Source organism: Telmatospirillum sp. J64-1, from assembly GCF_006980715.1.
Classification (GTDB): domain Bacteria; phylum Pseudomonadota; class Alphaproteobacteria; order Rhodospirillales; family Magnetospirillaceae; genus Oleiliquidispirillum; species Oleiliquidispirillum nitrogeniifigens.
On the sequence record NZ_SBHN01000005.1, the window covers coordinates 191,345 to 213,077 of the forward strand.

25 protein-coding genes are annotated in these 21,733 nt (G+C 63.5%); 16 read left to right on the forward strand and 9 right to left on the reverse strand.

What is annotated here, in order from left to right; genetic code table 11:
* Positions 1–111 precede the first annotated feature (111 nt).
* The 4 genes from EPD66_RS06850 to EPD66_RS06865 all read left to right on the forward strand — a co-directional run bounded on the left by EPD66_RS06850 (position 112) and on the right by EPD66_RS06865 (position 4,032).
* Positions 112–1,170 carry an NAD(P)-dependent alcohol dehydrogenase gene (locus EPD66_RS06850; RefSeq protein WP_142847733.1) on the forward strand — a complete coding sequence of 353 codons (1,059 nt, stop codon included), beginning with the start codon at positions 112–114 and terminating at the stop codon, positions 1,168–1,170.
* 9 nt (positions 1,171–1,179) lie between these two features.
* Entirely contained in the window at positions 1,180–2,130 is a 951-nt protein-coding gene (locus EPD66_RS06855; RefSeq protein ID WP_142847734.1) for an NADP-dependent oxidoreductase, read from the forward strand.
* Positions 2,131–2,340: 210 nt separating this feature from the next.
* Entirely contained in the window at positions 2,341–3,510 is a 1,170-nt protein-coding gene (locus EPD66_RS06860; RefSeq protein ID WP_142847735.1) for a zinc-dependent alcohol dehydrogenase, read from the forward strand.
* 15 nt (positions 3,511–3,525) lie between these two features.
* Positions 3,526–4,032 (forward strand): cyclase dehydrase, encoded by a 507-nt coding sequence (locus EPD66_RS06865; RefSeq protein WP_142847736.1) that lies wholly within the window; start codon positions 3,526–3,528, stop codon positions 4,030–4,032.
* Between the two features lie 13 nt (positions 4,033–4,045).
* Here the strand turns inward: EPD66_RS06865 and EPD66_RS06870 are convergent, their stop codons facing one another.
* Positions 4,046–4,345: a hypothetical protein gene (locus tag EPD66_RS06870; protein WP_142847737.1), complete on the reverse strand. Its 300-nt coding sequence runs from the start codon at positions 4,343–4,345 to the stop codon at positions 4,046–4,048.
* 169 nt (positions 4,346–4,514) lie between these two features.
* Between EPD66_RS06870 and EPD66_RS06875 the strand changes: the two genes are divergently transcribed.
* The 3 genes from EPD66_RS06875 to EPD66_RS06885 all read left to right on the forward strand — a co-directional run bounded on the left by EPD66_RS06875 (position 4,515) and on the right by EPD66_RS06885 (position 8,425).
* Positions 4,515–6,554, forward strand: a complete 2,040-nt coding sequence (locus EPD66_RS06875) for a M3 family metallopeptidase (RefSeq protein ID WP_142847738.1) — start codon at positions 4,515–4,517, stop codon at positions 6,552–6,554.
* Positions 6,555–6,661: 107 nt separating this feature from the next.
* Positions 6,662–6,970: a PAS domain-containing protein gene (locus EPD66_RS06880; RefSeq protein ID WP_142847739.1), complete on the forward strand. Its 309-nt coding sequence runs from the start codon at positions 6,662–6,664 to the stop codon at positions 6,968–6,970.
* A 159-nt stretch (positions 6,971–7,129) separates the two neighbouring features.
* Positions 7,130–8,425 carry a calcium-binding protein gene (locus tag EPD66_RS06885; protein WP_142847740.1) on the forward strand — a complete coding sequence of 432 codons (1,296 nt, stop codon included), beginning with the start codon at positions 7,130–7,132 and terminating at the stop codon, positions 8,423–8,425.
* Between the two features lie 37 nt (positions 8,426–8,462).
* Here the strand turns inward: EPD66_RS06885 and EPD66_RS06890 are convergent, their stop codons facing one another.
* Positions 8,463–8,975, reverse strand: coding sequence for a MarR family winged helix-turn-helix transcriptional regulator (locus EPD66_RS06890; protein ID WP_142847741.1), 513 nt, complete (start codon positions 8,973–8,975; stop codon positions 8,463–8,465).
* 165 nt (positions 8,976–9,140) lie between these two features.
* Here EPD66_RS06890 and EPD66_RS06895 point away from each other — a divergent pair, with 165 nt between their 5' ends.
* From EPD66_RS06895 to EPD66_RS06905, 3 genes are all read left to right on the forward strand, one after another.
* Positions 9,141–9,386 (forward strand): YMGG-like glycine zipper-containing protein, encoded by a 246-nt coding sequence (locus tag EPD66_RS06895; RefSeq protein ID WP_142847742.1) that lies wholly within the window; start codon positions 9,141–9,143, stop codon positions 9,384–9,386.
* A gap of 241 nt (positions 9,387–9,627) precedes the next feature.
* On the forward strand, positions 9,628–10,122 hold the full coding sequence (locus tag EPD66_RS06900) for a Dps family protein (RefSeq protein ID WP_142847743.1): 495 nt from the start codon (positions 9,628–9,630) through the stop codon (positions 10,120–10,122).
* Positions 10,123–10,235: 113 nt separating this feature from the next.
* A complete protein-coding gene (locus EPD66_RS06905) occupies positions 10,236–11,042 on the forward strand; it encodes a ZIP family metal transporter (RefSeq protein WP_142847744.1) in 807 nt (268 codons plus the stop codon).
* 14 nt (positions 11,043–11,056) lie between these two features.
* Here the strand turns inward: EPD66_RS06905 and EPD66_RS06910 are convergent, their stop codons facing one another.
* Both EPD66_RS06910 and EPD66_RS06915 read right to left on the reverse strand, forming a co-directional pair.
* Positions 11,057–11,380: a heavy metal-binding domain-containing protein gene (locus EPD66_RS06910; RefSeq protein ID WP_142847745.1), complete on the reverse strand. Its 324-nt coding sequence runs from the start codon at positions 11,378–11,380 to the stop codon at positions 11,057–11,059.
* Positions 11,381–11,468: 88 nt separating this feature from the next.
* Entirely contained in the window at positions 11,469–11,666 is a 198-nt protein-coding gene (locus EPD66_RS06915; protein WP_142847746.1) for a CsbD family protein, read from the reverse strand.
* Between the two features lie 123 nt (positions 11,667–11,789).
* Here EPD66_RS06915 and EPD66_RS06920 point away from each other — a divergent pair, with 123 nt between their 5' ends.
* On the forward strand, positions 11,790–13,130 hold the full coding sequence (locus EPD66_RS06920) for a DUF2254 domain-containing protein (RefSeq protein WP_142847747.1): 1,341 nt from the start codon (positions 11,790–11,792) through the stop codon (positions 13,128–13,130).
* 60 nt (positions 13,131–13,190) lie between these two features.
* Here EPD66_RS06920 and EPD66_RS06925 read toward each other — a convergent pair whose 3' ends face one another.
* Positions 13,191–13,373, reverse strand: a complete 183-nt coding sequence (locus EPD66_RS06925; RefSeq protein WP_142847748.1) for a hypothetical protein — start codon at positions 13,371–13,373, stop codon at positions 13,191–13,193.
* Between the two features lie 220 nt (positions 13,374–13,593).
* Between EPD66_RS06925 and EPD66_RS06930 the strand changes: the two genes are divergently transcribed.
* Positions 13,594–13,875: a hypothetical protein gene (locus tag EPD66_RS06930; RefSeq protein ID WP_142847749.1), complete on the forward strand. Its 282-nt coding sequence runs from the start codon at positions 13,594–13,596 to the stop codon at positions 13,873–13,875.
* Positions 13,876–13,936: 61 nt separating this feature from the next.
* Here EPD66_RS06930 and msrA read toward each other — a convergent pair whose 3' ends face one another.
* Positions 13,937–14,410, reverse strand: a complete 474-nt coding sequence (gene msrA / locus EPD66_RS06935; protein WP_142847750.1) for a peptide-methionine (S)-S-oxide reductase MsrA — start codon at positions 14,408–14,410, stop codon at positions 13,937–13,939.
* A gap of 66 nt (positions 14,411–14,476) precedes the next feature.
* A complete protein-coding gene (locus EPD66_RS06940) occupies positions 14,477–14,884 on the reverse strand; it encodes a hypothetical protein (protein ID WP_142847751.1) in 408 nt (135 codons plus the stop codon).
* Positions 14,885–15,040: 156 nt separating this feature from the next.
* Here EPD66_RS06940 and EPD66_RS06945 point away from each other — a divergent pair, with 156 nt between their 5' ends.
* Complete coding sequence (locus EPD66_RS06945; protein WP_142847752.1) at positions 15,041–15,826, forward strand: nucleotidyltransferase family protein; 786 nt, start codon at positions 15,041–15,043, stop codon at positions 15,824–15,826.
* Positions 15,816–16,550, forward strand: coding sequence for a metallophosphoesterase (locus EPD66_RS06950; RefSeq protein ID WP_142847753.1), 735 nt, complete (start codon positions 15,816–15,818; stop codon positions 16,548–16,550). Before EPD66_RS06945 ends, EPD66_RS06950 begins: the two co-directional genes overlap by 11 nt.
* On the opposite strand, the gene EPD66_RS06955 is transcribed toward EPD66_RS06950, so the two are convergent.
* Both EPD66_RS06955 and EPD66_RS06960 read right to left on the reverse strand, forming a co-directional pair.
* Positions 16,547–18,478 carry an FUSC family protein gene (locus tag EPD66_RS06955; RefSeq protein ID WP_221930899.1) on the reverse strand — a complete coding sequence of 644 codons (1,932 nt, stop codon included), beginning with the start codon at positions 18,476–18,478 and terminating at the stop codon, positions 16,547–16,549. The genes EPD66_RS06950 and EPD66_RS06955 overlap by 4 nt on opposite strands.
* Positions 18,475–18,942 carry a MarR family winged helix-turn-helix transcriptional regulator gene (locus EPD66_RS06960; protein ID WP_142847754.1) on the reverse strand — a complete coding sequence of 156 codons (468 nt, stop codon included), beginning with the start codon at positions 18,940–18,942 and terminating at the stop codon, positions 18,475–18,477. The genes EPD66_RS06955 and EPD66_RS06960 overlap by 4 nt, the downstream gene beginning before the upstream one ends.
* A gap of 125 nt (positions 18,943–19,067) precedes the next feature.
* On the opposite strand from EPD66_RS06960, the gene EPD66_RS06965 reads away from it, so the two are divergent.
* Together EPD66_RS06965 and EPD66_RS06970 are read left to right on the forward strand one after the other, a co-directional pair.
* Positions 19,068–19,946 carry an SDR family NAD(P)-dependent oxidoreductase gene (locus EPD66_RS06965; protein ID WP_142847755.1) on the forward strand — a complete coding sequence of 293 codons (879 nt, stop codon included), beginning with the start codon at positions 19,068–19,070 and terminating at the stop codon, positions 19,944–19,946.
* Between the two features lie 312 nt (positions 19,947–20,258).
* Entirely contained in the window at positions 20,259–21,728 is a 1,470-nt protein-coding gene (locus EPD66_RS06970) for an MFS transporter (RefSeq protein WP_185961293.1), read from the forward strand.
* The last annotated feature ends 5 nt before the right edge of the window (positions 21,729–21,733 follow it).

Below are 21,733 nucleotides of genomic sequence, written 5' to 3' on the forward strand. Positions count from 1 at the left end.
CCGGAAAGGGCTGGTGATACGAGAAATGAGGCAAAGCGGGAGCATGATCTTCACACACCCCCCGCCATTGCCCAAATGGACAGATTGCTGCCAACCAGGAGGATGACTCCGATGACCGAAGCTGTTGGATATGCCGCCCAGTCCGCCACCGCACCCTTGGGCCCGTTCACCTTTGAGCGGCGCGAACCGGGCCCTCATGACGTGCAGATCGAGATCCTTTACTGCGGCATCTGCCATTCCGACCTGCACCAGGCCCGCGACGAATGGCACAACACCATCTATCCGGTGGTGCCGGGCCACGAGATCGTCGGGCGGGTGACCAAGGTCGGCGCCCATGTGAGCAAGTTCAAGGAAGGCGATCTCGCGGGCGTCGGCTGCATGGTCGATTCCTGCCGCCAATGCGCAAGCTGCCAGGAAGGGTTGGAACAATATTGCGAGAACGGCTTCGTCCCCACCTATAACGGCGAGGACAAGCATAGCGGCGGCGTCACCTATGGCGGCTATTCCAACGTCATCGTGGTGGACGAGGCCTTCACGCTGAAGGTGTCGGAAAAGCTGAACCCGGCTGCCGTGGCCCCACTGCTTTGCGCGGGCATCACCACCTATTCGCCCCTGCGCCACTGGCGGGTCGGCAAGGGCCACAAAGTGGGCGTAGTCGGCCTCGGCGGCCTGGGCCATATGGGCATCAAGATCGCCAATGCCATGGGCGCCGATGTGGTGCTGTTCACCACCTCGCCCGGCAAGCGGGAGGATGCCCTGCGCCTGGGCGCCAAGGACGTGGTGGTGTCGAAGAACGAAGAAGAGATGGCCCGGCACGCCAACAGCTTCGACTTCATCCTCAACACCGTCGCGGCCCCCCACAACCTGGACGCCTATCTGTCCCTGCTGAAGCGCGACGGCACCATGGTCCTGGTCGGCGCCCCGGCCGAGCCCCATCCCTCGCCCAATGTCTTCAATCTCATCATGAAGCGCCGCAGCATCGCCGGATCGCTGATCGGCGGGATCGAAGAAACCCAGGAGATGCTGGATTTCTGCGCCGAGCACGGCATCACCTCGGATATCGAGCTGATCCCCATCCAGCAGATCAACGAAGCCTACGAGCGCATGCTGAAAAGCGACGTCAAATACCGCTTCGTCATCGACATGGCTTCCTTGAAGCAGGAACAATAGGAGAAGAACATGCGGGCCATCGTTTTCGATGAGTTCGGGGGACCGGAAAAGCTCCGCCTGGCCGACATCCCCACGCCCATGCCACAGCCGAACGAAGTGCTGATCAAGCTGTCCTGCACCAGCGTCAATCCGGTCGACTGGAAGGTCCGCAAGGGCCTTCTGAACGACCGCTTTCCCCATGCCTTTCCCCTCATTCCCGGCTGGGACGCGGCCGGTACCGTCGCCGCCCTGGGCGCGGATGTGACGGATTTCGTCGAAGGCGACAAGGTCTATGCCTATTGCCGTAAGCCGCTGATCCAGTGGGGCACCTATGCCGAATACGTGACCATGGCCGCCGACATGGTCGCCCCCATGCCGGCCAATTGCGATTTCGCCCAGGCGGCCACGGTGCCGCTGGTCGGGCTGACCTCGTGGCAATGCCTGTTCGATGCCGCCTCGCTGAAGGGAGGACAGTCGGTCCTGATCCATGCCGGGGCCGGAGGCGTCGGCGGCTACGCCATCCAGTTCGCCAAGGCCGCCGGTGCCCGCGTCATCACCACCGCCAGCGCCGCCAATCATGATTATGTGCGGGAACTGGGCGCGGACGCGGTCATCGACTATCGCAGCGAGAATGTCGCGGAGCGGGTGCGGGCCTGGGCGCCGGAAGGCGTGGATGTCGTCTTCGACACGATGGGCGGCGATATCCAGCGCGAAGGCTATACCCTGCTGCGGAAAGGCGGCACCCTGGTTTCGATCATCACCCCGCCCGTCCCGGAAGAGGCCGAGGCCCATGGCGTGCACGGCGCCTATGTCTTCGTCGAACCCAATGGCCGCCAGCTCCGCGAAATCGCCAGGCTGATCGAAACGGGCCAGGTCAAACCGCCGGTCTATGAGGAGATGCCGCTGGAGCAGGCGGCCGAGGCGCAAAAGCGCAACGAAACCGGCCATGGCCGGGGGAAGATCGTCCTGCGCATTTCCTGACGAAAGCGGGTCTGGCGGCCCCGGTCCTGGAACAGATCACGGCAGGAATTGTACTCCTTGCAGGGACGGGGACAGGAACACGCGGCCCAACTGCTGACGAAACCGCTTTCACCCTCACCCATCCGTCACCCCCGCTTTCGCGGGGTGACGCGGGAAAAGGGCTTTGGCGGCAGTCCGCTCTCCTGTCCCTCCACTGTCAGGAGGACAAGGATGAAAGCGCTGTGCTGGCATGGAAAACACGATGTGCGATACGAAACGGTGCCCGATCCGCAGATCGAGCATCCGCGCGATGCCGTCATCAAAGTCAGCTCCTGCGCCATCTGCGGCTCCGACCTGCATCTCTATGACGGCTTCATGCTGGGCATGGAATCGGGCGACATCCTGGGCCATGAATTCATGGGCGAGGTCGTCGAGGTCGGGGCTGAGAACAAGAAGCTGAAGGTCGGAGACCGCGTCGTCGTTCCCTTCACCATCTGCTGCGGCGAATGCCCGCAATGCAAGCGCGGCAACTTCTCGCTCTGCGAGCGCAGCAACCGCAACAAGGCGATGGCCGAGAAGATGTTCGGCCACACCACCGCCGGGCTGTTCGGCTATTCCCACATCACCGGCGGCTATCCCGGCGGACAGGCGGAATATGTACGTGTTCCCTTCGCCGACGTCACGCCGGTCAAGATCCCCGACGGCCTGACCGACGAGCAGGTGCTGTTCCTGGGCGATATATTCCCCACCGGCTGGCAGGCCGCCGCGCAATGCGACATCCAGCCCGAGGATACCGTCGCCATCTGGGGCTGCGGACCGGTGGGCCAGATGGCGATCCGCAGCGCCCTTCTGCTGGGCGCCAAGCAGGTGGTCGCCATCGACAACATTCCCGAACGCCTGACCATGGCCGAGGCGGGCGGCGCCATCACCATCAATTTCGAGCGGGAAAGCGTGCTGGAACGGCTGGGCGAGCTGACCAAGGGGCGCGGTCCGGAAAAATGCATCGACGCGGTGGGGATGGAGGCCCATGCCACCGGCCATCTCGATTCCATGATGGACCGCGCCAAGCAGGCGGTGATGCTGGAGACCGACCGTCCCCATGTACTGCGCGAGATGATCTATGTCTGCCAGCCCGGCGGCACCATTTCCATTCCCGGCGTCTATGGCGGGCTGATCGACAAGATCCCCTTCGGCGCCGCCATGAACAAGTCGCTGACCTTCCGCATGGGCCAGACCCATGTGAACCGCTGGACCGACGATCTTCTACGCCGCATCCAGGAAGGCCAGATCGATCCCTCCTTCGTCATCACCCATACCGCCGGACTGAACGAAGGCCCCGAATACTACAAGACCTTCCGCGACAAGAAGGACGGCTGCATCAAGGTCGTGCTCAAACCCTGACAGAGAGGTGACGCCATGGCTAATCCCGCACTCAGCACGGCCCGCGGCCTGGGCTGGTTCAGCCTTGCCATGGGCCTCGCCCAGATCGCGGCCCCACGGCAGATCGGCCGCACCCTGGGCATGGAAAAGGACAGCGAGATGATCCGCGCCTGCGGCTTCCGCGAGGTCGCCACCGGCGTCGGTATCCTGACCCAGCAGGACCCCCGTCAATGGATGTGGGGCCGGGTCGGCGGCGACATGCTCGATATCGCCGCCTTGGGAATGGGGCTGAAGAAGGACAATCCCAAGCGCCACAACGTGGCCTGGGCCCTTGGCGCCGTCGCCCTGGTCACCGCCCTGGACCTGTCCAGCGCCCGCGGCCTCGGCAGCCAGGCCAAACGGATGCGGCAGCGCGTGCCCGATTACAGCAGCCGCAGCGGCCTGCCCCGCCCGCCGGACCAGATGCGCGGCGCGGCGCGCGACTTCAAGCTTCCCCGCGACATGCAGACGCCTCCCGCCATGCGCTATCCGGCGCCGAACTGATCAAGCCAGCCCGTCAATTGTATTCGGTTGTGACGCTGACGCTGTTGCCGCCCGGGCCCGAGCGTTCGATGCGATAGGTCGTGCCGTCTTCCGTGCGATGGCGGCGCACCTCGCGCGGGATGCGCTGGCCGTTGATGGTGACCTCGCCGTTGACCACGCTGATGCGCTGGGCACTGCCGCTGCCGTTCTGTATGCTCGTCACGCGGCTGTGACTGCCGGTCTTGTTCTTGTCGGTATTGCCGTCTCCGGCATAGACGCTGCCGCTCGCCACCAGCAGGGCGGCCAGACAGATCAGCTCTTTTCGCTCCATCATCGCCTTTTCTCCCCTGTCCTTACCCTAGGAGCCTAGCGAAAGAGCGACCCTGCTGCATCGGAGCGTATGGCTTGCCCTTTTCGGCAGAGGCAGGGAGAGCCCCCCTGTCCCTCGTCTTGCCCTGGCTGGCGGATCGCCTACATTGGAAGCCTTCAGCATGAGGGCCCGCATGACCGATAATCCTTTTTTCGAGACCTGGACCACGCCTTACGGCCTACCGCCATTCGACCACATCCGTCCCGAACACTTCACCCCCGCCTTCGAGAGGGGCATGGAAGAACAGATCGAAGAGATCGAAGCCATCGCCGCCTCTTCGGAAGATCCCAGCTTCGCCAACACCATCGAAGCGATGGAACGTAGCGGGCGGCTGCTGGACCGCGTGTCGGGCGTCTTCTTCAATCTGACGTCGAGCAACACCAACGACGCGCTGGACGAGATCGAACGCGAGATGGCGCCGCGCTTGGCTCAGCATTACATGCGCATCGCCCTCCATCCCGGCCTCTTCGCCCGCGTCGCCGCCCTGCATGAACGGCGCGACTCCCTGAACCTGGACGAAGACCAGATGCGGCTGCTGGAACGCCGCCATCTCGGCTTCATCCGCAGCGGCGCCGCCTTGTCCGCCGAGGCCAAGCAGCGCCTGTCGCAGATTTCCGAGCGCCTGGCCAGTTTGCACACCCTGTTCGGCCAGAACGTGTTGCATGACGAGAAGGACTGGCAGCTCGTCCTGGATGAGGCCGATCTCGACGGCCTGCCCGCCTCCCTGCGCGCTGCTGCCGCCCAGGCCGCCAAGGAACGCGGCCATGAGGGGCACTATGTCATCACGCTCGCCCGTTCCTCGGTCGAGCCCTTCCTGACCTTCTCGGCCCGGCGCGACCTGCGTCAGGCCGCCTACGAGGCCTGGACCCGGCGCGGCGGCCTTCCGGGAACGCATGACAATTCCCCGCTGATCCGCGAGATCGTCGCCCTGCGCGCCGAACAGGCCCGCCTGCTGGGCTACGAAAATTATGCCGCCTATCGCCTCGCCGATTGCATGGCCAAGGACGTGGCCTCGGTCGAGGGATTGCTGAACCAGGTCTGGGAACCGGCCAAACGAAAGGCGGCGCAGGAATGCGAGGCCCTGCAGGCTCAGGCCCGCCAGGAAGGCATGAACGAACCCATCGCGGCCTGGGACTGGCGCTATTACGCCGAGAAGGTGCGCAAGGCGAAATACGACCTCGACGAGGCCGAGGTGAAGCCGTATTTCGTGCTCGAGAACATGATCCGTGCCGCCTTCGACACGGCGACCCGCCTGTTCGGCGTCACCTTCACCGAACGCACCGACCTGCCCGTCTATCATCCCGACGTGCGGGTCTACGAGGTCAAGGACGAGGCGGGCAAGGCGGTCGGCCTGTTCCTGCAGGACAATTTCGCCCGCTCCGGCAAGCGCTCGGGCGCCTGGATGAGCAGCTATCGCGACCAGGAAAACATGGACGGCGCAGAGGTCCTGCCGATCATCGTCAACAACAACAACATGGCCAAGGCGGAGACGACGCTGCTCAGCTTCGACGACGCCCGGACCCTGTTCCATGAATTCGGCCACGGCCTGCATGGCCTGCTGAGCAAGGTGCGTTATCCCTCGCAATCGGGTACCTCGGTCCGCCGCGACTTCGTGGAATTCCCCTCGCAGGTCTACGAGCACTGGCTGTCCACACCCGAGATCCTGCGCAAATACGCCCTGCACGAAACCACCGGCGAGCCGATCCCCGAGGCCCTGCTGCAACGCATCCTGGACGCCAGCACCTTCAACCAGGGCTTCGCCACGGTGGAATACACGGCCTCCGCCCTGCTCGATCTGGCCTATCATACCCAGGCCGAACCCGATATCGCCGATATCGAGGAATTCGAGCGCGGGGTGTTGGAAAAGATCGGCATGCCCCAGGCCATCGGCCTGCGCCATCGCTCGGTGCATTTCCAGCATCTCTTCGCGGGCAGCGGCTATGCCGCCGGCTACTACGCCTATCTCTGGGCGGAAGTGCTCGATGCCGACGGCTTCGCCGCCTTCGAGGAGGCAAAGGACGTCTTCGACCCGGCCCTGGCGGCGCGGCTGAAGGACATCTATTCCGCCGGGGACACCCGTGACCCGATGGAACTCTATGTCGCCTTCCGGGGACGCGAACCCGGGGTGGCGGCCCTGCTGGAAAAGCGCGGCCTGGCCGAAGCGGCGGAATGATCTTTGCCCCCGGCAGGACATAATCCTGCCGGTGGCAACAGCCTATTCCGCTTGTTCTTCCCGGATGTTCTACCTATCGTTTTAAAAAGAACATCCGGGAGGGAACAATGGGCGGCGAGAAAGTCATCCGCTTCGACCTTGACCAGGATTGGCGCTTCCGCAGCGCCAACGACCATATGCTCGAAGTCTTCGAACGAGACTGGGCCGAGATCGCCGGTCATTCCTTTCTCGGACTTTACCCCCAGGTCTGCGACAGCCCCCTGCACAAGGCCCTGCTCATCGTTTCCTCGGACGGCACGCCGCAGGATTTCGAAGCAATCTCGCCGGTCCTGCGCCGCCGCGTGCATTACCGGGTCAGCCCCATCGAGGATGGCGGCGTCTCCGTGCAGTTCCGGATCCTCGACCCGGAAAGCTGACTCACGTCCCGTTCGGCCTACCCCGCCCGCATCCCGGCTTCTTCTTTCGGGAGGGCGGCCTGCCGCACGCCCTCCTCTTCGGCTGATCCTGCAATTCGGCCGCCCAGGACACAGATGCTATGACGTCCGGTGACCGCACCCCCGGACGGGGAGGATGCCATGGCAAGTCCGATTCTGACCGATTCACAGCAACAGGCCCTCGACGACCTGCTGGACGAATTGCCCGCCAATACCGGCCTGTTCCGGGGCGATGGCGGCGACAATACGCTGATCGGCACGGCCTCGGACGATCTGATGTGGGGCCTGGGCGGGAATGACATCCTGGTCGGCGGGCCGGGCCGCGACCTGCTGGAAGGCGGTTCGGGAGACGACGAACTCTATGCCGGCGACCGCGCGGGCTATTATTCCATCTATGATTACGGCGGCTATGCCGCCGCCGGGGGTGTAACGGAAGACAGCGCCGCCATCGGGGACGGCATGACGGCGGCGGCGGTCACGGCCGATGCCCCCGTTCCCGATTCCGACGAGGCCGCCTCGCCCGAGGAAGCGGCCCTCTCCGACGAGTCCGCCCCTGTGGAGGAAGCCGCCGTCGCGGATGAGGCCGGTGCCCTGTCCTTTCCCGCCCCCTATCCGCCCTTCCATCCCGAACCCCCGCAGGACCACACGCCGGGCGACATCGTGCGCGCCGGAGCCGGGGACGACATCATCTATGTGGCCGATGGCGATTTCGTCGATGGCGGACCGGGCAATGATTCGGTCTGGCTCTATGCCAATGCCCGCGTCGTCGATGCCAGCGACTGGATCGGCGTGGAAAACATTTTCGTCAACGAAGGGAATGTCGAGGGCGTGACCCTGACCGGCCCCGAGACCGGCACCCGCCTTTCCGGCGGCCTCGGCTCCGACCGTATCGAGGGCGGAGACGGCGACGACGTGATCATGGGCGGCCCTTGGGAACAGGAAGACGGCGGTGCCGACGAATTATACGGCAATGGCGGCGACGATCTTTTCCTGCTGCCTTCGGGCCCGGTCTCGGACACCATCATCGACGGCGGCGAGGGCTATGACACCCTCCGCTTTCCCATGTCCTGGCAGCGCATCAGCAACAACGACCTGCGTCATACCGAACTGCGCGACATCGAACGCATCGAGGCGGGTGACGACACCAACCATCTGTGGCTGGATGCCGCCCGCATCGGCGGACTGGACGAGGTGATCATCGACCTGGGCGGCGAGACGCGCGGCCCCGACGGCGAGGACACCCTGCACCTGCTCTACGATTCCACCTCCGGCGAGGAGGCCGAATGGGACGAGACCGCCGGCACCCTGACCGTCACCAGTGAAGACGGCTCGGCCCTCTTCACCTTGGCCGATGTGGAACGCCTGGTCCTGCACGATACCGGCGGTTCCCTCAGCAGCGCCGATTGGGACACGACAGGCTATGACCTGATGGGATGAGGCCCTGTAGGGTGGGTGGCAGGGCTAGCGCTGCCCTTCACTCCTCTTCCCAGGCTCCGTCCTTCTCCAGACCGCGCAGATAAGCGGTCATCTTGCCGATCACCCGGTCCATGCAGGCCTGCTCCTCCTCGGTCAGCTGCTCCAGCAGCTTGGCTTCATAGCCAAGTGCCCGGGGCACGATCTGGCGGTAGACGTCCCAGCCCTTGTCCGTGAGGCTGATCAGGGCGCGGCGGCGGTCGGTTTCGTCGACGCGGCGGTCGATCAGCCCGGCGGATTGCAGCCGTGTCAGCGCACGGCTGGCTTGGACCTTGTCGATATTGCTGGTCTCGACGAGGTCGTTGGCATAGATCGCCTTGCCCTGCCCCAGGCTGGCCATGACCCGCCATTCCGGCACGCTCAATCCGAAACGGTCGCGATAGGCCCGCGCCACCGAGCGGCTGACCAGATGGGCCAGCACGGCAAGGCGGTAGGGAACGAAATGTTCCAGTTCCAGGACCGGATGGTCGGAGACCTGCGCCGGGGCGGAATGTTCACCTGACTTGTTCTTCATCGGAAACCGATCTGCATCCTGCTGCATGTCCGGAAGGCAGCCCGGAATGTTTCAACTGCAACATAACATCGGCCATGCTTCGGAAGAAGCAGTTGATTGCTCGAAGGGAACAACAGCGGCCTCAAAAACGTTTTCCAGGCATGAACAATCCCACAGGAGGATGAGATGCCACGACTTCCCGCTGTTGCCCTCGTGATGCTGGCCGGGCTCGGTCTGGCCGCCTGCGGAAACACCACCCAGGACCGCGCCCTCAGCGGTGCCGGGATCGGCGCGGCCACCGGCGGCGCCCTGGGGGCAGTGACCGGCAACAATGTCGGTACCGGCGCTCTGCTAGGGGGCGCGGCCGGCGCGGCGGCCGGCGGCCTGACCACCCGCGACCAAATCGACCTGGGCGATCCCGTCTGGCGTTGATCGGCCATCTTGGGTGAAGACTTGCGGGACGCTTTTCATATGAGAAGCGTCCCCTCTTTTTTCCGCCCCTCATTCATCGGAAAAATCGATCATACGCATAGAGACAACTCATTAGAGGGATCAGCGGCGGTAGGCTATCTTCAAGGGGAAGATTACTTAAGGCGATGAAACCTCTTGGCGATTCCCCGCCTTGGTGTTTCCATTCCACTACCTATTTCCATATAGAGGATAAGGGATAACCATGAGCAAGAAAGTTTCCTCCCCCGCCGGAAAGATCGATATCGGTATCAGCGAAGAGAACCGTCGTGCCATCGGCGAAGGGCTGTCCCGTCTCCTGGCCGATACTTATACCCTTTATCTCAAGACCCATAACTTCCACTGGAACGTCACCGGGCCGATGTTCAACACGCTGCATCTGATGTTCGAGCAGCAGTACAACGAACTGGCCCTGGGTGTCGACGCCATCGCCGAGCGCATCCGCGCCCTGGGCTTCCCCGCCCCCGGCTCCTATCGCCAGTTCGCCGACCTGACCTGCATCGAAGAGGAAACCGGCGTGCCGTCGGCCGAGGAGATGATCGCCCAGTTGGTGCGCGACCAGGAAGCGGTGGTGCGGACCGCCCGCTCCATCTTCCCGCTGGCCGACGAGGCCCATGACGAACCCACCGCCGATCTGCTGACCCAGCGCATGCAGATCCATGAAAAGACCGCCTGGATGCTGCGCAGCCTGCTGGGCTGAGCACTTCCCCGTCTTCATCTCCGTCCTGCCGGGCAGTTTCCACTGCGGTGGAAACTGCCCGAACTCCCCAGCCGTTCTCCTTCCAAGCCCCCCAGGATAATAGAGGTTCAAGGATGATCTCCGCTGTCGCCGCCTTCTTCGACGGCCTCACGACCTTTCAGGCCGGCGTCTTGGCGAGCTTCCTGGCCGGCTTGGGAGCGGGATTCGGGGCCTTGCCCGTGATGGTGCTGCGTAACCTGACGCAGAAGACCCAGGACGTCATGCTGGGCTTTGCCGCCGGGATCATGCTTGCCGCCTCCGCCTTCTCGCTGATCCTGCCCGGCATCGAGGAAGCCTCGCCGCGCTGGGGCGAGGTCACCGGCTCGCTGGTGGTCGGCCTCAGCGTGATGATCGGCGCAGCGGGCCTGTGGCTGATGCACCGGCATCTGCCGCACGAACATTTCATCAAGGGCCGCGACGACATCAGCAGCAAGACGCTGAAACGGCTGTGGATGTTCATCATCGCCATCACGCTGCACAACTTCCCCGAAGGGCTGGCGGTCGGCGTCGGCTTCGGCACCGAGAATGTGGGCGGCGGCCTGACCCTCATGACCGCCATCTTCCTCCAGAACCTGCCCGAGGGCCTGATCGTCGCCATGGCCTTCGCCGGGCTGGGCTACAAGCGCAGCACCGCCGTGCTGCTGGCCCTGGCGACCGGCTTGGTCGAAACCGTCGGCGGCGTGGTCGGCGCGGGCGTGATCACCCTGTCCATGGCCATGCTGCCCATGGCCCTGGCCTTTGCCGGCGGCGCGATGATCTTCGTGGTCAGCCACGAAGTCATCCCGGAAACCCACCGCAACGGCTTCGAGACCCCTGCCACCTTCGGCCTGACCGGCGGCTTCGTGCTGATGACCATCCTGGATGTGGCGCTCGACGTCTGATCGGCGCCCTCCGGCTATTTCAGCCGCACCGCTGTACCGTTGGCCGAGACCATCAGCATGGTCTTACGGTCGCCGCCGATGATCTCGTAATCCAGGTCGATCCCCACCACGGCATCCGCGCCCAGAGCGCGGGCCTGTTCGGCAAGATCGTCCAACGCCTTTCTCTTGGCCTCGGCGAACAATTTCTCGTAGGAACCGCTGCGCCCGCCGACGATGTCGCGGATATTGGCCAGCATATCGCGGAAGACATTGCTGCCCAGCACCGCATCGGCGGAAATGATGCCCAGATAGGCGCTGATCGCCCGGCCTTCGATATTCGGCGTGGTGGTGAGGATCATGACGGCGGCTCCCTGCTGAATGCCGCCGCCACTCTAGGCTGGAAAAGGGAACAAGAAAAGGGCGCCCCGAAGGCGCCCTGGAAGGGGATCAGTGCCTGGATTCCCAATCACTGACCTGGCGTTCGGCCTCTTCCTTGCCGATGCCGTAGCGTTCCTGGATCTTGCCGACGAGTTCGTCGCGATGGCCGCCCATGCGCTCCATGTCGTCGTCGGTCAGGTTGCCCCATTGCTGCTTGATCTTGCCCCTGAACTGCTTCCAGTTCCCGGAAATCTGATCCCAATTCATCTTGCGCCTCCCGTGTAAAGGCCGGTCTCGAGTGGTTAACACCCGAAACGCCGGAATGTTGCCCGGCAAGAACAAAAGAGGCAGTTTCCTTCGTTTTCCTGCCATCCTGCCCACCTTTCCCGCATGTGGGCACGCTGGCGCTATATCCATTACCTGGTCCTGAACAGCTTCTGGTTCCTGCCGGGCCTTTTGGTCCTGGGCAGCATCCTGCTCTGCGCCCTGACCTTCCACCTGGACGAAAGCGCCTGGAGCGGGGTGTTGCGGAAGCACAACCTGATCTGGATCGGCACTTTCGACGGCGAAGGAGCGCGTCAGGTCCTGTCCACCACCACCGGCTCGCTGGTGACCGCCACCAGCCTGGTCTTTTCCATGACCCTGGTCTCGATGACGCTGGCCTCGTCGCAGCTGGGGCCCAGGCTGCTGCGCATCTTCATGGCCAGCCGCCTGACGCAGACGGTGCTGGGCATCTTCGTCGGCACGGTGATCTTCAACGTGCTGGCCCTGACGGTGGTGACCGGCGACGCAGCGGACGTGCCGATGATCTCCCTCACCGTCGCCATGGTGCTGGCGATCATCAGCTTCATCCTGCTGGTGGTCTTCATCCACCATGTCTCCAGGTCCATCCAGGCCGATACCATGATCGCCATCGTCAGCAAAGAACTGGACGAACTGATCGCCCAGACCTTCCTGCCGGACCCGCCGCAAGACCGGGAAATGGAAGGGCTTCCCGCCGATTTCCAGGACAAGGCCGTCGTCCTGCCCGCCCATGCCACCGGCTATATCCAGACGGTGGAGATCGCGCCGCTGCTGAAGGCGGCGGTCAAGCATGACGCCGTCCTGCACCTGACCCGGCGGCCCGGGCATTTCATCGTCAAGGACGGCATCCTGGCCCAGCTCGTCGCCCCCAAGGACGCCGTCGCCCCCATGCGCAAGGCGCTGCACGACGCCACCGCCATCGGCGCGACCCGCACGCCCGCGCAGGACCTGGAATTCGCCCTGTCGGCACTGGTGGAGATCGCCCTGCGAGCCCTGTCGCCCAGCCTCAACGACAGCAAGACGGCCATCGTCTGCATCGACCGCCTGACCGGCTCATTGGCCATGGCGATGAAATGCCACCCGCCCCCGTCCGGATGCCTGGGCGAAGACGGCAAGCTGCGCCTGATGCGCGATCAAGTGACCTTCGGGGGAATGCTCGACAGCGCCTTCGACCAGATACGCCAGAATGCCGCCGGGAATGTGGGAGTGATCATCCGCCTGATCGAGGCCCTGACGGCCCTGACAGCGTTCATTTCCTTGCCCGAACATGCCGAAGCCATCGCCCGCCATGCCTCGATGATCGAGCGGCTGGCCGAGGACATTACCGAACCTTACGACAAGGAAGACGTGCAGCGCCGCCTAAGGGCCATGCATACGGCGATGCAGGCCGCCCAGGATGAAGCTCAAAAGAAGAAGCCGGGAACGTAGATCGTTCGACAGGAAATTCCCGCTTTCGCGGGAGTGGCGACGGGAAAATTCCGCGGCCCGTCAGCCGCGCCGGGGTTCCCAGGACCGCAGGCGGGGAAAGCCCAGGCCCAGAAGAGAGGGGAAGACGGCCGTGCGCTGGCTATACGCGGCATGGCGTCCTTCAGCCTTTTGCTCGGCCGCACCACCCTTGTCTTCCTCTTCCTCGCCTTGAAAGAAGTCACGCAGATCAGCCGGTCCAAGCATCGCTCATCCCCTTTGGTTCGCCACTATGACTGTTGGAGCTATCCCCCAACGAATGCCCTATCCTTTTTGCTCCCTCTTTCAAATTCTGTCAAACATCAAAGCCTTAAAGAAATAAAATTTCCCGACCTCTCTCCTTGGTCCTTTCCCCGGACGGGATCTTGGCCGGTAAAAAAGACGAACCATCTCAAACGGATAGAGAAGGTCATAAGGAGGAACCCCAATGGCGACTGCCATCAGCCACGAAGATTCACTGGCCCGCGTCATGCGTGCCGTCTGTGACGACAAGGGCTTGGTGCTGGGAATGATCGATGAACGGAAAAGCCTGCGCAGCGACCTTCACTTCACCACCGATCAGCTTCGCATGCTGGTCCGCACGCTGAACGCCGCCCATGCCGAGGTGGAGCTGAAACTCCGTGGCGAGGACGTCGAGAAATGCCAGACCGTCGGCGATCTGGCCCGCATCACCTGGGAGCATATCCCCGAGCAATACCGGGTCTCGTGATGGCATGAAAATGGGCGTGAGGAGGAAATCCTCCCTCACGCCCTTCTCTTTACGGTCAGGCTCAGATCCCGCAGGAGGCCAGGCCGCGTTTTTCCAGATAACGCTGGTGATATTCCTCGGCCCGCCAGAAGGAAGCGGCGGGCGTGATCTCGGTGACGATCGGCCGGCTGAACCGGCCCGAGCTTTCCAGCCGCTCCTTCGAGCGGCGGGCGGCTTCGGCCTGTTCCTCGGTATGGGTGAAGATGACCGAGCGGTACTGGCTGCCGACATCCGGCCCCTGGCGGTTCAGCGTGGTCGGATCGTGGATCTGCCAGAACAGGTCCAGCAGGTCTTCATAGGAAATGCGGGTGGGATCGTACTCCACCTGCACCACCTCGGCATGGCCGGTCCGGTCGGTGCAGACCTGTTCGTAGCTGGGATTGTCGAGATGGCCGCCCATATAGCCCACGGCGGCATCCACCACGCCGGGCAGGCTGCGGAACTTCACCTCAATGCCCCAGAAGCAGCCCGCTCCGAAAGTCGCTTTCTCCGTCATCGCCCTCTCCTTCCTGTCTCGGCGCAGAAGATGGTACGGCGCCGGAAACGAATCCAGCCCGTCTCTTTACTTGCGAGCGTTGTTGATCAGATAGGTGGCGAAATCGGCGGGCTTGACCTTGAGGTCGGGCGTGGGGCCGCCGGACAGGGCGCGCGAGACCAGGATATGGTTCTCCACATTGGCCTGCTTGACCTTGAACAATCCCTGCAGCCCCTTGATGCGGGGATAGAGATTGGGATCGACCATCTTTTCCTTGCGGCCCAGACGCTCGATCACCTCCTCTTCCGTCAGGGCTTCCTCGACCTCCTGCTTCTTGACCAAAGTCCAGTCGCTTTCACCGGCCCAGTCGGCGGATTTGACCATCTCGGCGGGGGCATCCTCGACGCAGCCGACCTTGTAGACATGCTTGCCCAGGCCCACATCGGCCGCCCATTTCGACAACTTCACGCTACGCGCCACATACAGAACCGGCATCGCTTCTTTCCGCTGGTGCAAAGCCGTCATCATGCCGCGCTCTTTCCCGCAGCGGAAGAGGAGAACCCGACTGCCCCGTAAGTGTTGAAGACAATGACGCCGCCGGATGCGGCCCGGAAGGCGTGACCCGACCTCAAGCCGCATGACGGGGACTTCATGACGACCCATACACAGCATGGTCAGACCCAGCGTGGCACGGAAATGTCGTCGCCCGAAGCCGAAGCCTTCTACGTGGCCAGCTTGAAGGAGCTGACGGCTTCGGGCGTGCCTTTCCTCCTGGGCGGCACCTATGCGGTACGCGCCTATACCGGCATCAACCGCCCCACCAAGGATATCGACGTCTTCTGCAAGGCCGGCGATTATACCCGCATCCTCAGCCATTTCCGCGACCTGGGCTGGTGCGCCGAGATCGAGGACGAACGCTGGCTGGCCAAGGTCCATCAGGGGCCGCACTTCTTCGATGTGATCTTCAATTCGACCACCGCGCTGACCCCGGTGACGGAGCAATGGTTCGCCGAGGCCCGCACGACGGAAGTTCTGGGCTGCGAGGTGCAGATCACCCCGCCCACCGAACTGGTCTGGTCCAAGGCCTTCATCCAGAACCGCGACCGCTACGACGGCGCGGACGTGATGCATCTGATCCTCAAGCAGCACGACCAGATCGACTGGGCCCGGCTGCTGGCCTATATGGACCAGTATTGGGAAGTCCTGATGATCCATGTCCTGAACTTCCGCTTCATCTATCCCAGCGAACGGGACCTGATCCCCGGCTGGGTGCTGGACGAGTTGCTCTCCAGGCTGAACCGGCGCGCCTCCCTGCCTGCCCCGCGCATCAAGATCTGCCGGGGGCGGCTGATGGCCCGCGACGATTACCTGATCGACGTGACGGAATGGGGATTCGCCGATGCCGTCGGCGGAGGGGAGAAGATTCATGAAAAATGAGAATGGCACGATGCGAATCGCCGCCATTGGGGACCTCCACGCCTCGACCGACCGGAAGATGGGGGATTTCCCGCCCTTGCACGACCTTTTCGCCGAAATGTCGGAACGGGCCGACGTCGTCGCCCTGTGCGGCGACCTGACCAATCTGGGCACCATCAAGGAAGCCGAATTGCTGGGCAAGGAATTGCAGGCCTGCAAGGTCCCGGTCGTGGCGGTGCTTGGCAATCACGACCATGAATGCGGCATCCCGGAAGAGGTGATGCGCGTCCTCGGCGAGGCCGGTGTCCTGTTTCTCGAAGAACAATCCCATGAAATCAACGGCGTCGGCTTCGCCGGGGTCAAAGGCTTCGCTGGAGGCTTCGACCGGCGGATGCTCTCGGCCTTCGGCGAAAGCGCGATCAAGCATTTCGTCGAGGAAGCCGAGATCGAGGCCAAGGCCCTGGAACGCCACCTAGCGGCGCTGAACTGCGACCGGATCGTCGTGGTGCTGCATTACGCCCCCATCGCCGCCACGGTCGAAGGCGAGCCGCCCGAAATCTTCCCCTTCCTCGGTTCCTCGCGCCTGGCCGAGGTGATCGACCGCTTCGACGTCGCCGCCGTCTTCCACGGCCATGCCCATCACGGCAGCTTCACCGGGCGCACGCCCAAGGGCATCCCCGTCTACAATTGCGCCCAACCGGTCATCAAGGAAGGCGGCAAGCCCTATGCGGTGATCGAGGTCTAGCGGCCTTCCCCCGCAGCGCGCAGGAAAAATCCCAGATTAGCGGAAAGACCGGCTGCGGCGGACCTTAACTGATCGGCCTCGGCGCGAGCCTGCCGCGACAGCCGCAAGGCCGCAAGGTCCAGCGCCCGCCTTGCGCTCTCGGGCCTTTCTCCCAGGCGGCGCATCCGCTTCAGTGCGGCGTCGAGGCTTCGCGCCGTGGCAGGCGCGACATCCGGCTCACGCAGCAGCGCCTGCATGCACCGGATGGCGCTGCCGAGTTCCAGGACCGCAAGACTTCCATCGGCGGCGGAAATCTTCTCTTCCCCTGTTTTCTCCGTCCAGCGGACCAGCCTGAGCAGGCGGTGATAAAGCCGCACACGCCACAGATGCTGTTTTTCCGGCTTGCCCGAAGCGGCCGCCATATCCTGCAATTCATGCACCATCATCGTGACCAGCATGTCCATCCGCCGCCGGATATCGACGGGATAGATCAGCCTGTAGGCGATGAAAGCGACCGTCGGACCCGTCAGCACGGCGGCCACCATGGTCAGGGAATGTCCGAAACTTCCGGCCAGAGGATAGACCGGCTGCAAGAGCAGGAGCATCACCATGTTGAAATCCATGCCGCCCGCCATGGTACGCCGATGCGACAGGACGAACGCGCCCAGGAGAATGAAGGGCATCGTCAGCAAGACCAGTCCCGCCTCGCCCGTCGCCAGAGGCCAGACGAGCCAACGGCATATCAGGGCACCGGCTGCCCCCAGCACTTGCCCCATGAAGATGAAGCGCATGGTCAGCGCCGGATTATCGAAGGTCAAGAACAGCGATAGCATGATCGCCGTGCCCAACAGCATGTAGGGACCGCTGGCCCAGCCGGTGAGAAGCCAAAGCATTCCCACGAAAAGGATGGCACTGACGGCGCGAATCAGGGCGTGGCGGGCGCCGATCCAGTCTCGGTGCAGGATAACGGGCTCGGGCTGCCGCTGCCTTCGTGCAGCGCCTGCGGACGTCCCCAGATGCTCGCGAAGCGCGGCCTCCATCCGCATGAGGACGCCCTGCAATGCCGGATGGGCGGCGGAAAGGGAAACCGCCCGTTCCAGGGGGGCCGTCACAGCCTCCGCCGGAGCCGAGGCATCGAGCGCGTCGGCGGCCTGGATGAGCGCAGACCCCAAGCCTTCCTCTTCCGGGGCGGCAGGCGCGGTGCGCAACCAGAGCAGCGCCGACACCTGCGCAAGCAGCAGCCTGCGGATGCCCCGCACCATCTGGCGCGAGCGCAGCGAGCCCGCGCCATGGGGATCGAGGCTTTCCTCGATGGCCGCCATTTCCGAGAGAATGACCTTCAGCTCTTCACGCCCCCCGCCCTGCTCGCCCCGCAGATGGGACGCCATGTCGCGGAGAATGCGGGCAGACAGATGGCGGACGCTGCCGAGAACCTCCTCTCCCGCGTCTTTGCGGGTATACAGCCAGCCGACGACAAGCGCCGTCACCACGCCGACCAGCACCGTCAGCAGCCGGTCAGCCCCCAGTGCATAGACCTGGTCGGGATGGGCGGTATCGAGCAAGGCGACCATGGCCGCCGAATAACCGGCCAGCATGGTGCCGTAGGAGACGAAGCTTCGCTGCAGATTGCCGATTCCGGCACAGAGGCCGACCCATGCCGCCAAGCCCAAGACCAGGACAACCGGCTGATTGTCCGAGGCCACGACAAGCAGGATGCCCACGATCGTGCCGCTTACGGTTCCGGCGAAGCGGAAGAAGCTTTTTTCCAGGAGCTGCCCGCGCACGGGCTGCGAGGCCGCCCAGACGGTCATCGCCGACCATTGCGGATGCTCCAATCCCAGCAGCCAGGCCGCAAGCAGCGCCAGACAGGCCGCCAAGGCCGTGGGCAGGGTGAAGCCCAGGCGGCTTCCATCGAATCCCAGCCGAGACACCATGCCCTGCAGATTCACGAGCGGCTTTCCTGTTCTTCACGAAGGATCTGAAGGCGCTGGTCGATCCTGCCGAAGATATCGAGCACCGATTCGATTTCGGCATCGCTCAGATCGGCCAGAATTTCTTCCTCGACCTGAACCAGGATTTGCCGGATCTCCGTCACCGCCTGCCGCCCGGCTGGCGTCAGGAAGATCAGCTTGGCGCGGCGGTCGGCCGGATCCATGCGCCGCTCGATGAGGCCGCGGCTCACCAGGATGTCGAGAAGGCGCACGAGGCTGGAACCTTCGATTCCCACCAAGGCGGCGAGATCTTTCTGATTGATGCCCTCGCCCGAGACGGCAAGGTGGACCAACGGCGCCCAGGTCGCGTCGGTCAGATGGAGCGCCGCCAGCCTTTCGTCCAGGGCCCGCCGCCAACGCCGGGCGAGGACCACGAACTGGAAACCGAAGCGGGCACGAGGGGATGGGGAAGATGACTGCATGGGATATAATTAGGATCAGAACTATTTTGATTCAACCAATATCCCTCCTCCCGTTTCGGAAAAGGGAACAAAGGGGCCGAGCCTCCCGTTGAGGAAGCAGACTTTTCAAGAAAGAGGAGCTTTCCATGGCCGGAAGACTGGACGGCAAAGTGGCGATCATCACGGGCGCAGGCACCGGGATCGGGGAAGCCATCGCCCATAAATTCGCCCGCGAGGGCGCGAAGCTGGTCCTGGCGGGATTCGAGAGCGATCCGGTGGAAGACGTCGCCCAGGCCCTGTCCCGGCAAGGCTGCGAAGCCGAGGCCTTCCTCGGCGACATCGCCGAGGAAGAGGCGGCCAAGGCCTGCGTCGCCAAGGCCATCGAACGTTTCGGCAAGCTGGACGTCCTGGTCAACAATGCCGGGGTCTTTCTGGAAGTGGCGGAATGCCAGGATTATTCCGTCGAGAATTTCGACCGGACCATCCTGAACAACATCCGCACCGTCTTCCTGATGACCAAGTTCGCCCTGCCCCATCTGCAGGAAACACGCGGCGTGGTGCTGTCCACCGGGTCCGAATCGGGCGAGGTGGGGATCGGCAACAACGCCCCCTATGGCGGCTCGAAGGGCTTCGTCCATGCCTTCATGCGCGGCATCGCCTTTGAACAAGGCCGCTATGGCGTGCGCGCCAATTGCGTCTGCCCCGGTCCCATCGATACCGCCTGGACCCATAAGGAAACCGGACCGATGGACGAGCAGATGGAACAGATGCTGGTGGCCGGCACCGTGCTGGGCCGACGCGGCACGCCGGAGGAAATGGCCAATGTCTTCGCCTTCCTGGCCTCGGACGAAGCCAGCTACGTGACCGGCGCCCTATGGTTCGCCGATGGCGGCACGACGATCGCCAAGGGCGGGCCGGGCCAGATGGTCCAGGATTTCGTCCGCCAGCAGCCCGCCGCCACGCTCGACCTGCAGCACAGCCATGACGGGCTGAAGAACAAGAACACCCAGAACCGCCTGCACTAGGACACACCCATGCGGGAGCAGCCGGATCCCCTCGCCCGCGATGATGATCCGGCTGCCGCTCTTTCATCGGGCTTCCGGAATTTTATCTGGATCGGCGCGGAACGCTTCCCATCTGGGGAGCGTTACGTCTGCCTTTCGCGGTAGCAGTGCCGAAAGCCGCACCGCACCAGCCTTCACAATAATCGGAATGTCTCCCCTTCTCCGAAATAGGGGCTGTCATGCATGAAGATTGGGAAACCCGTGCCTAGAGGAAGTTTCATTCGTTCCTTTATTCCCGCCAGGAGACTCTCCGAGGCGGATGTCGAACGCAGCATGCGTATGGTGCTGCATGAAGGCCTGACCACCCAGGCCATGACGTCGCTGACCAGCGGTATTTTCCTCAGCGCCTATGCGCTGCAATTGGGGGCTTCGAACACCATCATCGGCCTGCTGGCGGCCATCCCCTTCCTGGCACAACTGGTGCAAGTGCCGTCGATCCTGCTGATCGAGCGGGTGCGCATGCGCAAGCTGCTGACGGTGGGTGCCAGCGTCCTTTCACGTCTGTTCCTGTTCGTCATCGCCCTGACCTTCTTCCTGCCGCCGAGCATGGCTCTCTATGGGCTGGTCGGCGCGCTCATCCTCTATGCAGCCTTCGGGGCGGTGGGCGGATGCAGCTGGAATTCCTGGATGCGCGACCTGCTGCCTTCCAAGCGGCTGGGCAATTACTTCAGCCGCCGGCTCTTCGGCATGACCCTGATCGGCGCCATTCTCAGCTATGGCGCCGGGCGGTTGATCGACCAGTGGCAGACTAGTTATCCCGACCACTCCGCCGCTATCTACAATATCTTCTTTGCCGTCGCAGGCGTGGCCGGGCTGATCGGCGCCGTCCTTCTGTCGCGCACCCCTGAGCCCCGCATGCCGCCGGTGACCAAGCATGCCTCGCTGACCAGCCTGTTGGTCGAGCCCTATCGCAACGAGAATTTCCGCAAGCTGATGATGTTCCTGGCGGCCTGGAGCTTTGCCGTCAACCTGGCCTCGCCCTTCTTCGTGGTCTACATGCTTCAGCAGCTTCACCTGTCCATGCAGGACGTGATCCTGCTGACCATCTTCAGCCAGGTCGCCAACATGGCCTTCCTCGGCACCTGGGGCAGGCTGGCCGACCGCACCAGCAACAAGACGGTGCTGTCCATCTGCGGCCCGCTCTACATCCTGTGTTTCCTGGGCTGGACCTTCACCACCTTTCCGGACCGCCATGCCTATACGATACCGCTGCTCTTCCTGCTGCACGGGCTGATGGGCATCGCCACGGCGGGTGTGCTGCTGACGGCGGCCAATATCGCGCTGAAGCTGTCGCCGGAAGGCAAGGCCACTCCCTATTTGGCCATGAACGGCATGATCTCCGCCCTCGCCTCGGGTCTGGCACCGATCATTGGCGGCATGTTCGCCGACTTCTTCTCCCAGCGCCAGATGACCCTGACCGTCCAATGGGAAAGCCCGTGGGAGCGGGTCACCTTCGATACGCTGAGCTTCCAGGCCTGGGACTTCTTCTTCGCCTTCGCCTGCGTGCTGGGCCTCTATTCCATGCATCGCCTGAGCATGGTCCATGAAGAAGGCCAGGTCGATCACAAGACCCTGGTGAAGACCTATCTGACGGAACGCAGGCGTGCCTATTCCAACATCTCCAGCGTCGCAGGCCTGCGCTGGCTGGCCGCCATTCCCTCGGCCGAATTGCTGCGTGCACACGAGAAACGGCTGGTCCAGGCGGAAGATGAAATCCAAGTGGACGGGAGCAAGACGACCTGAAGAAA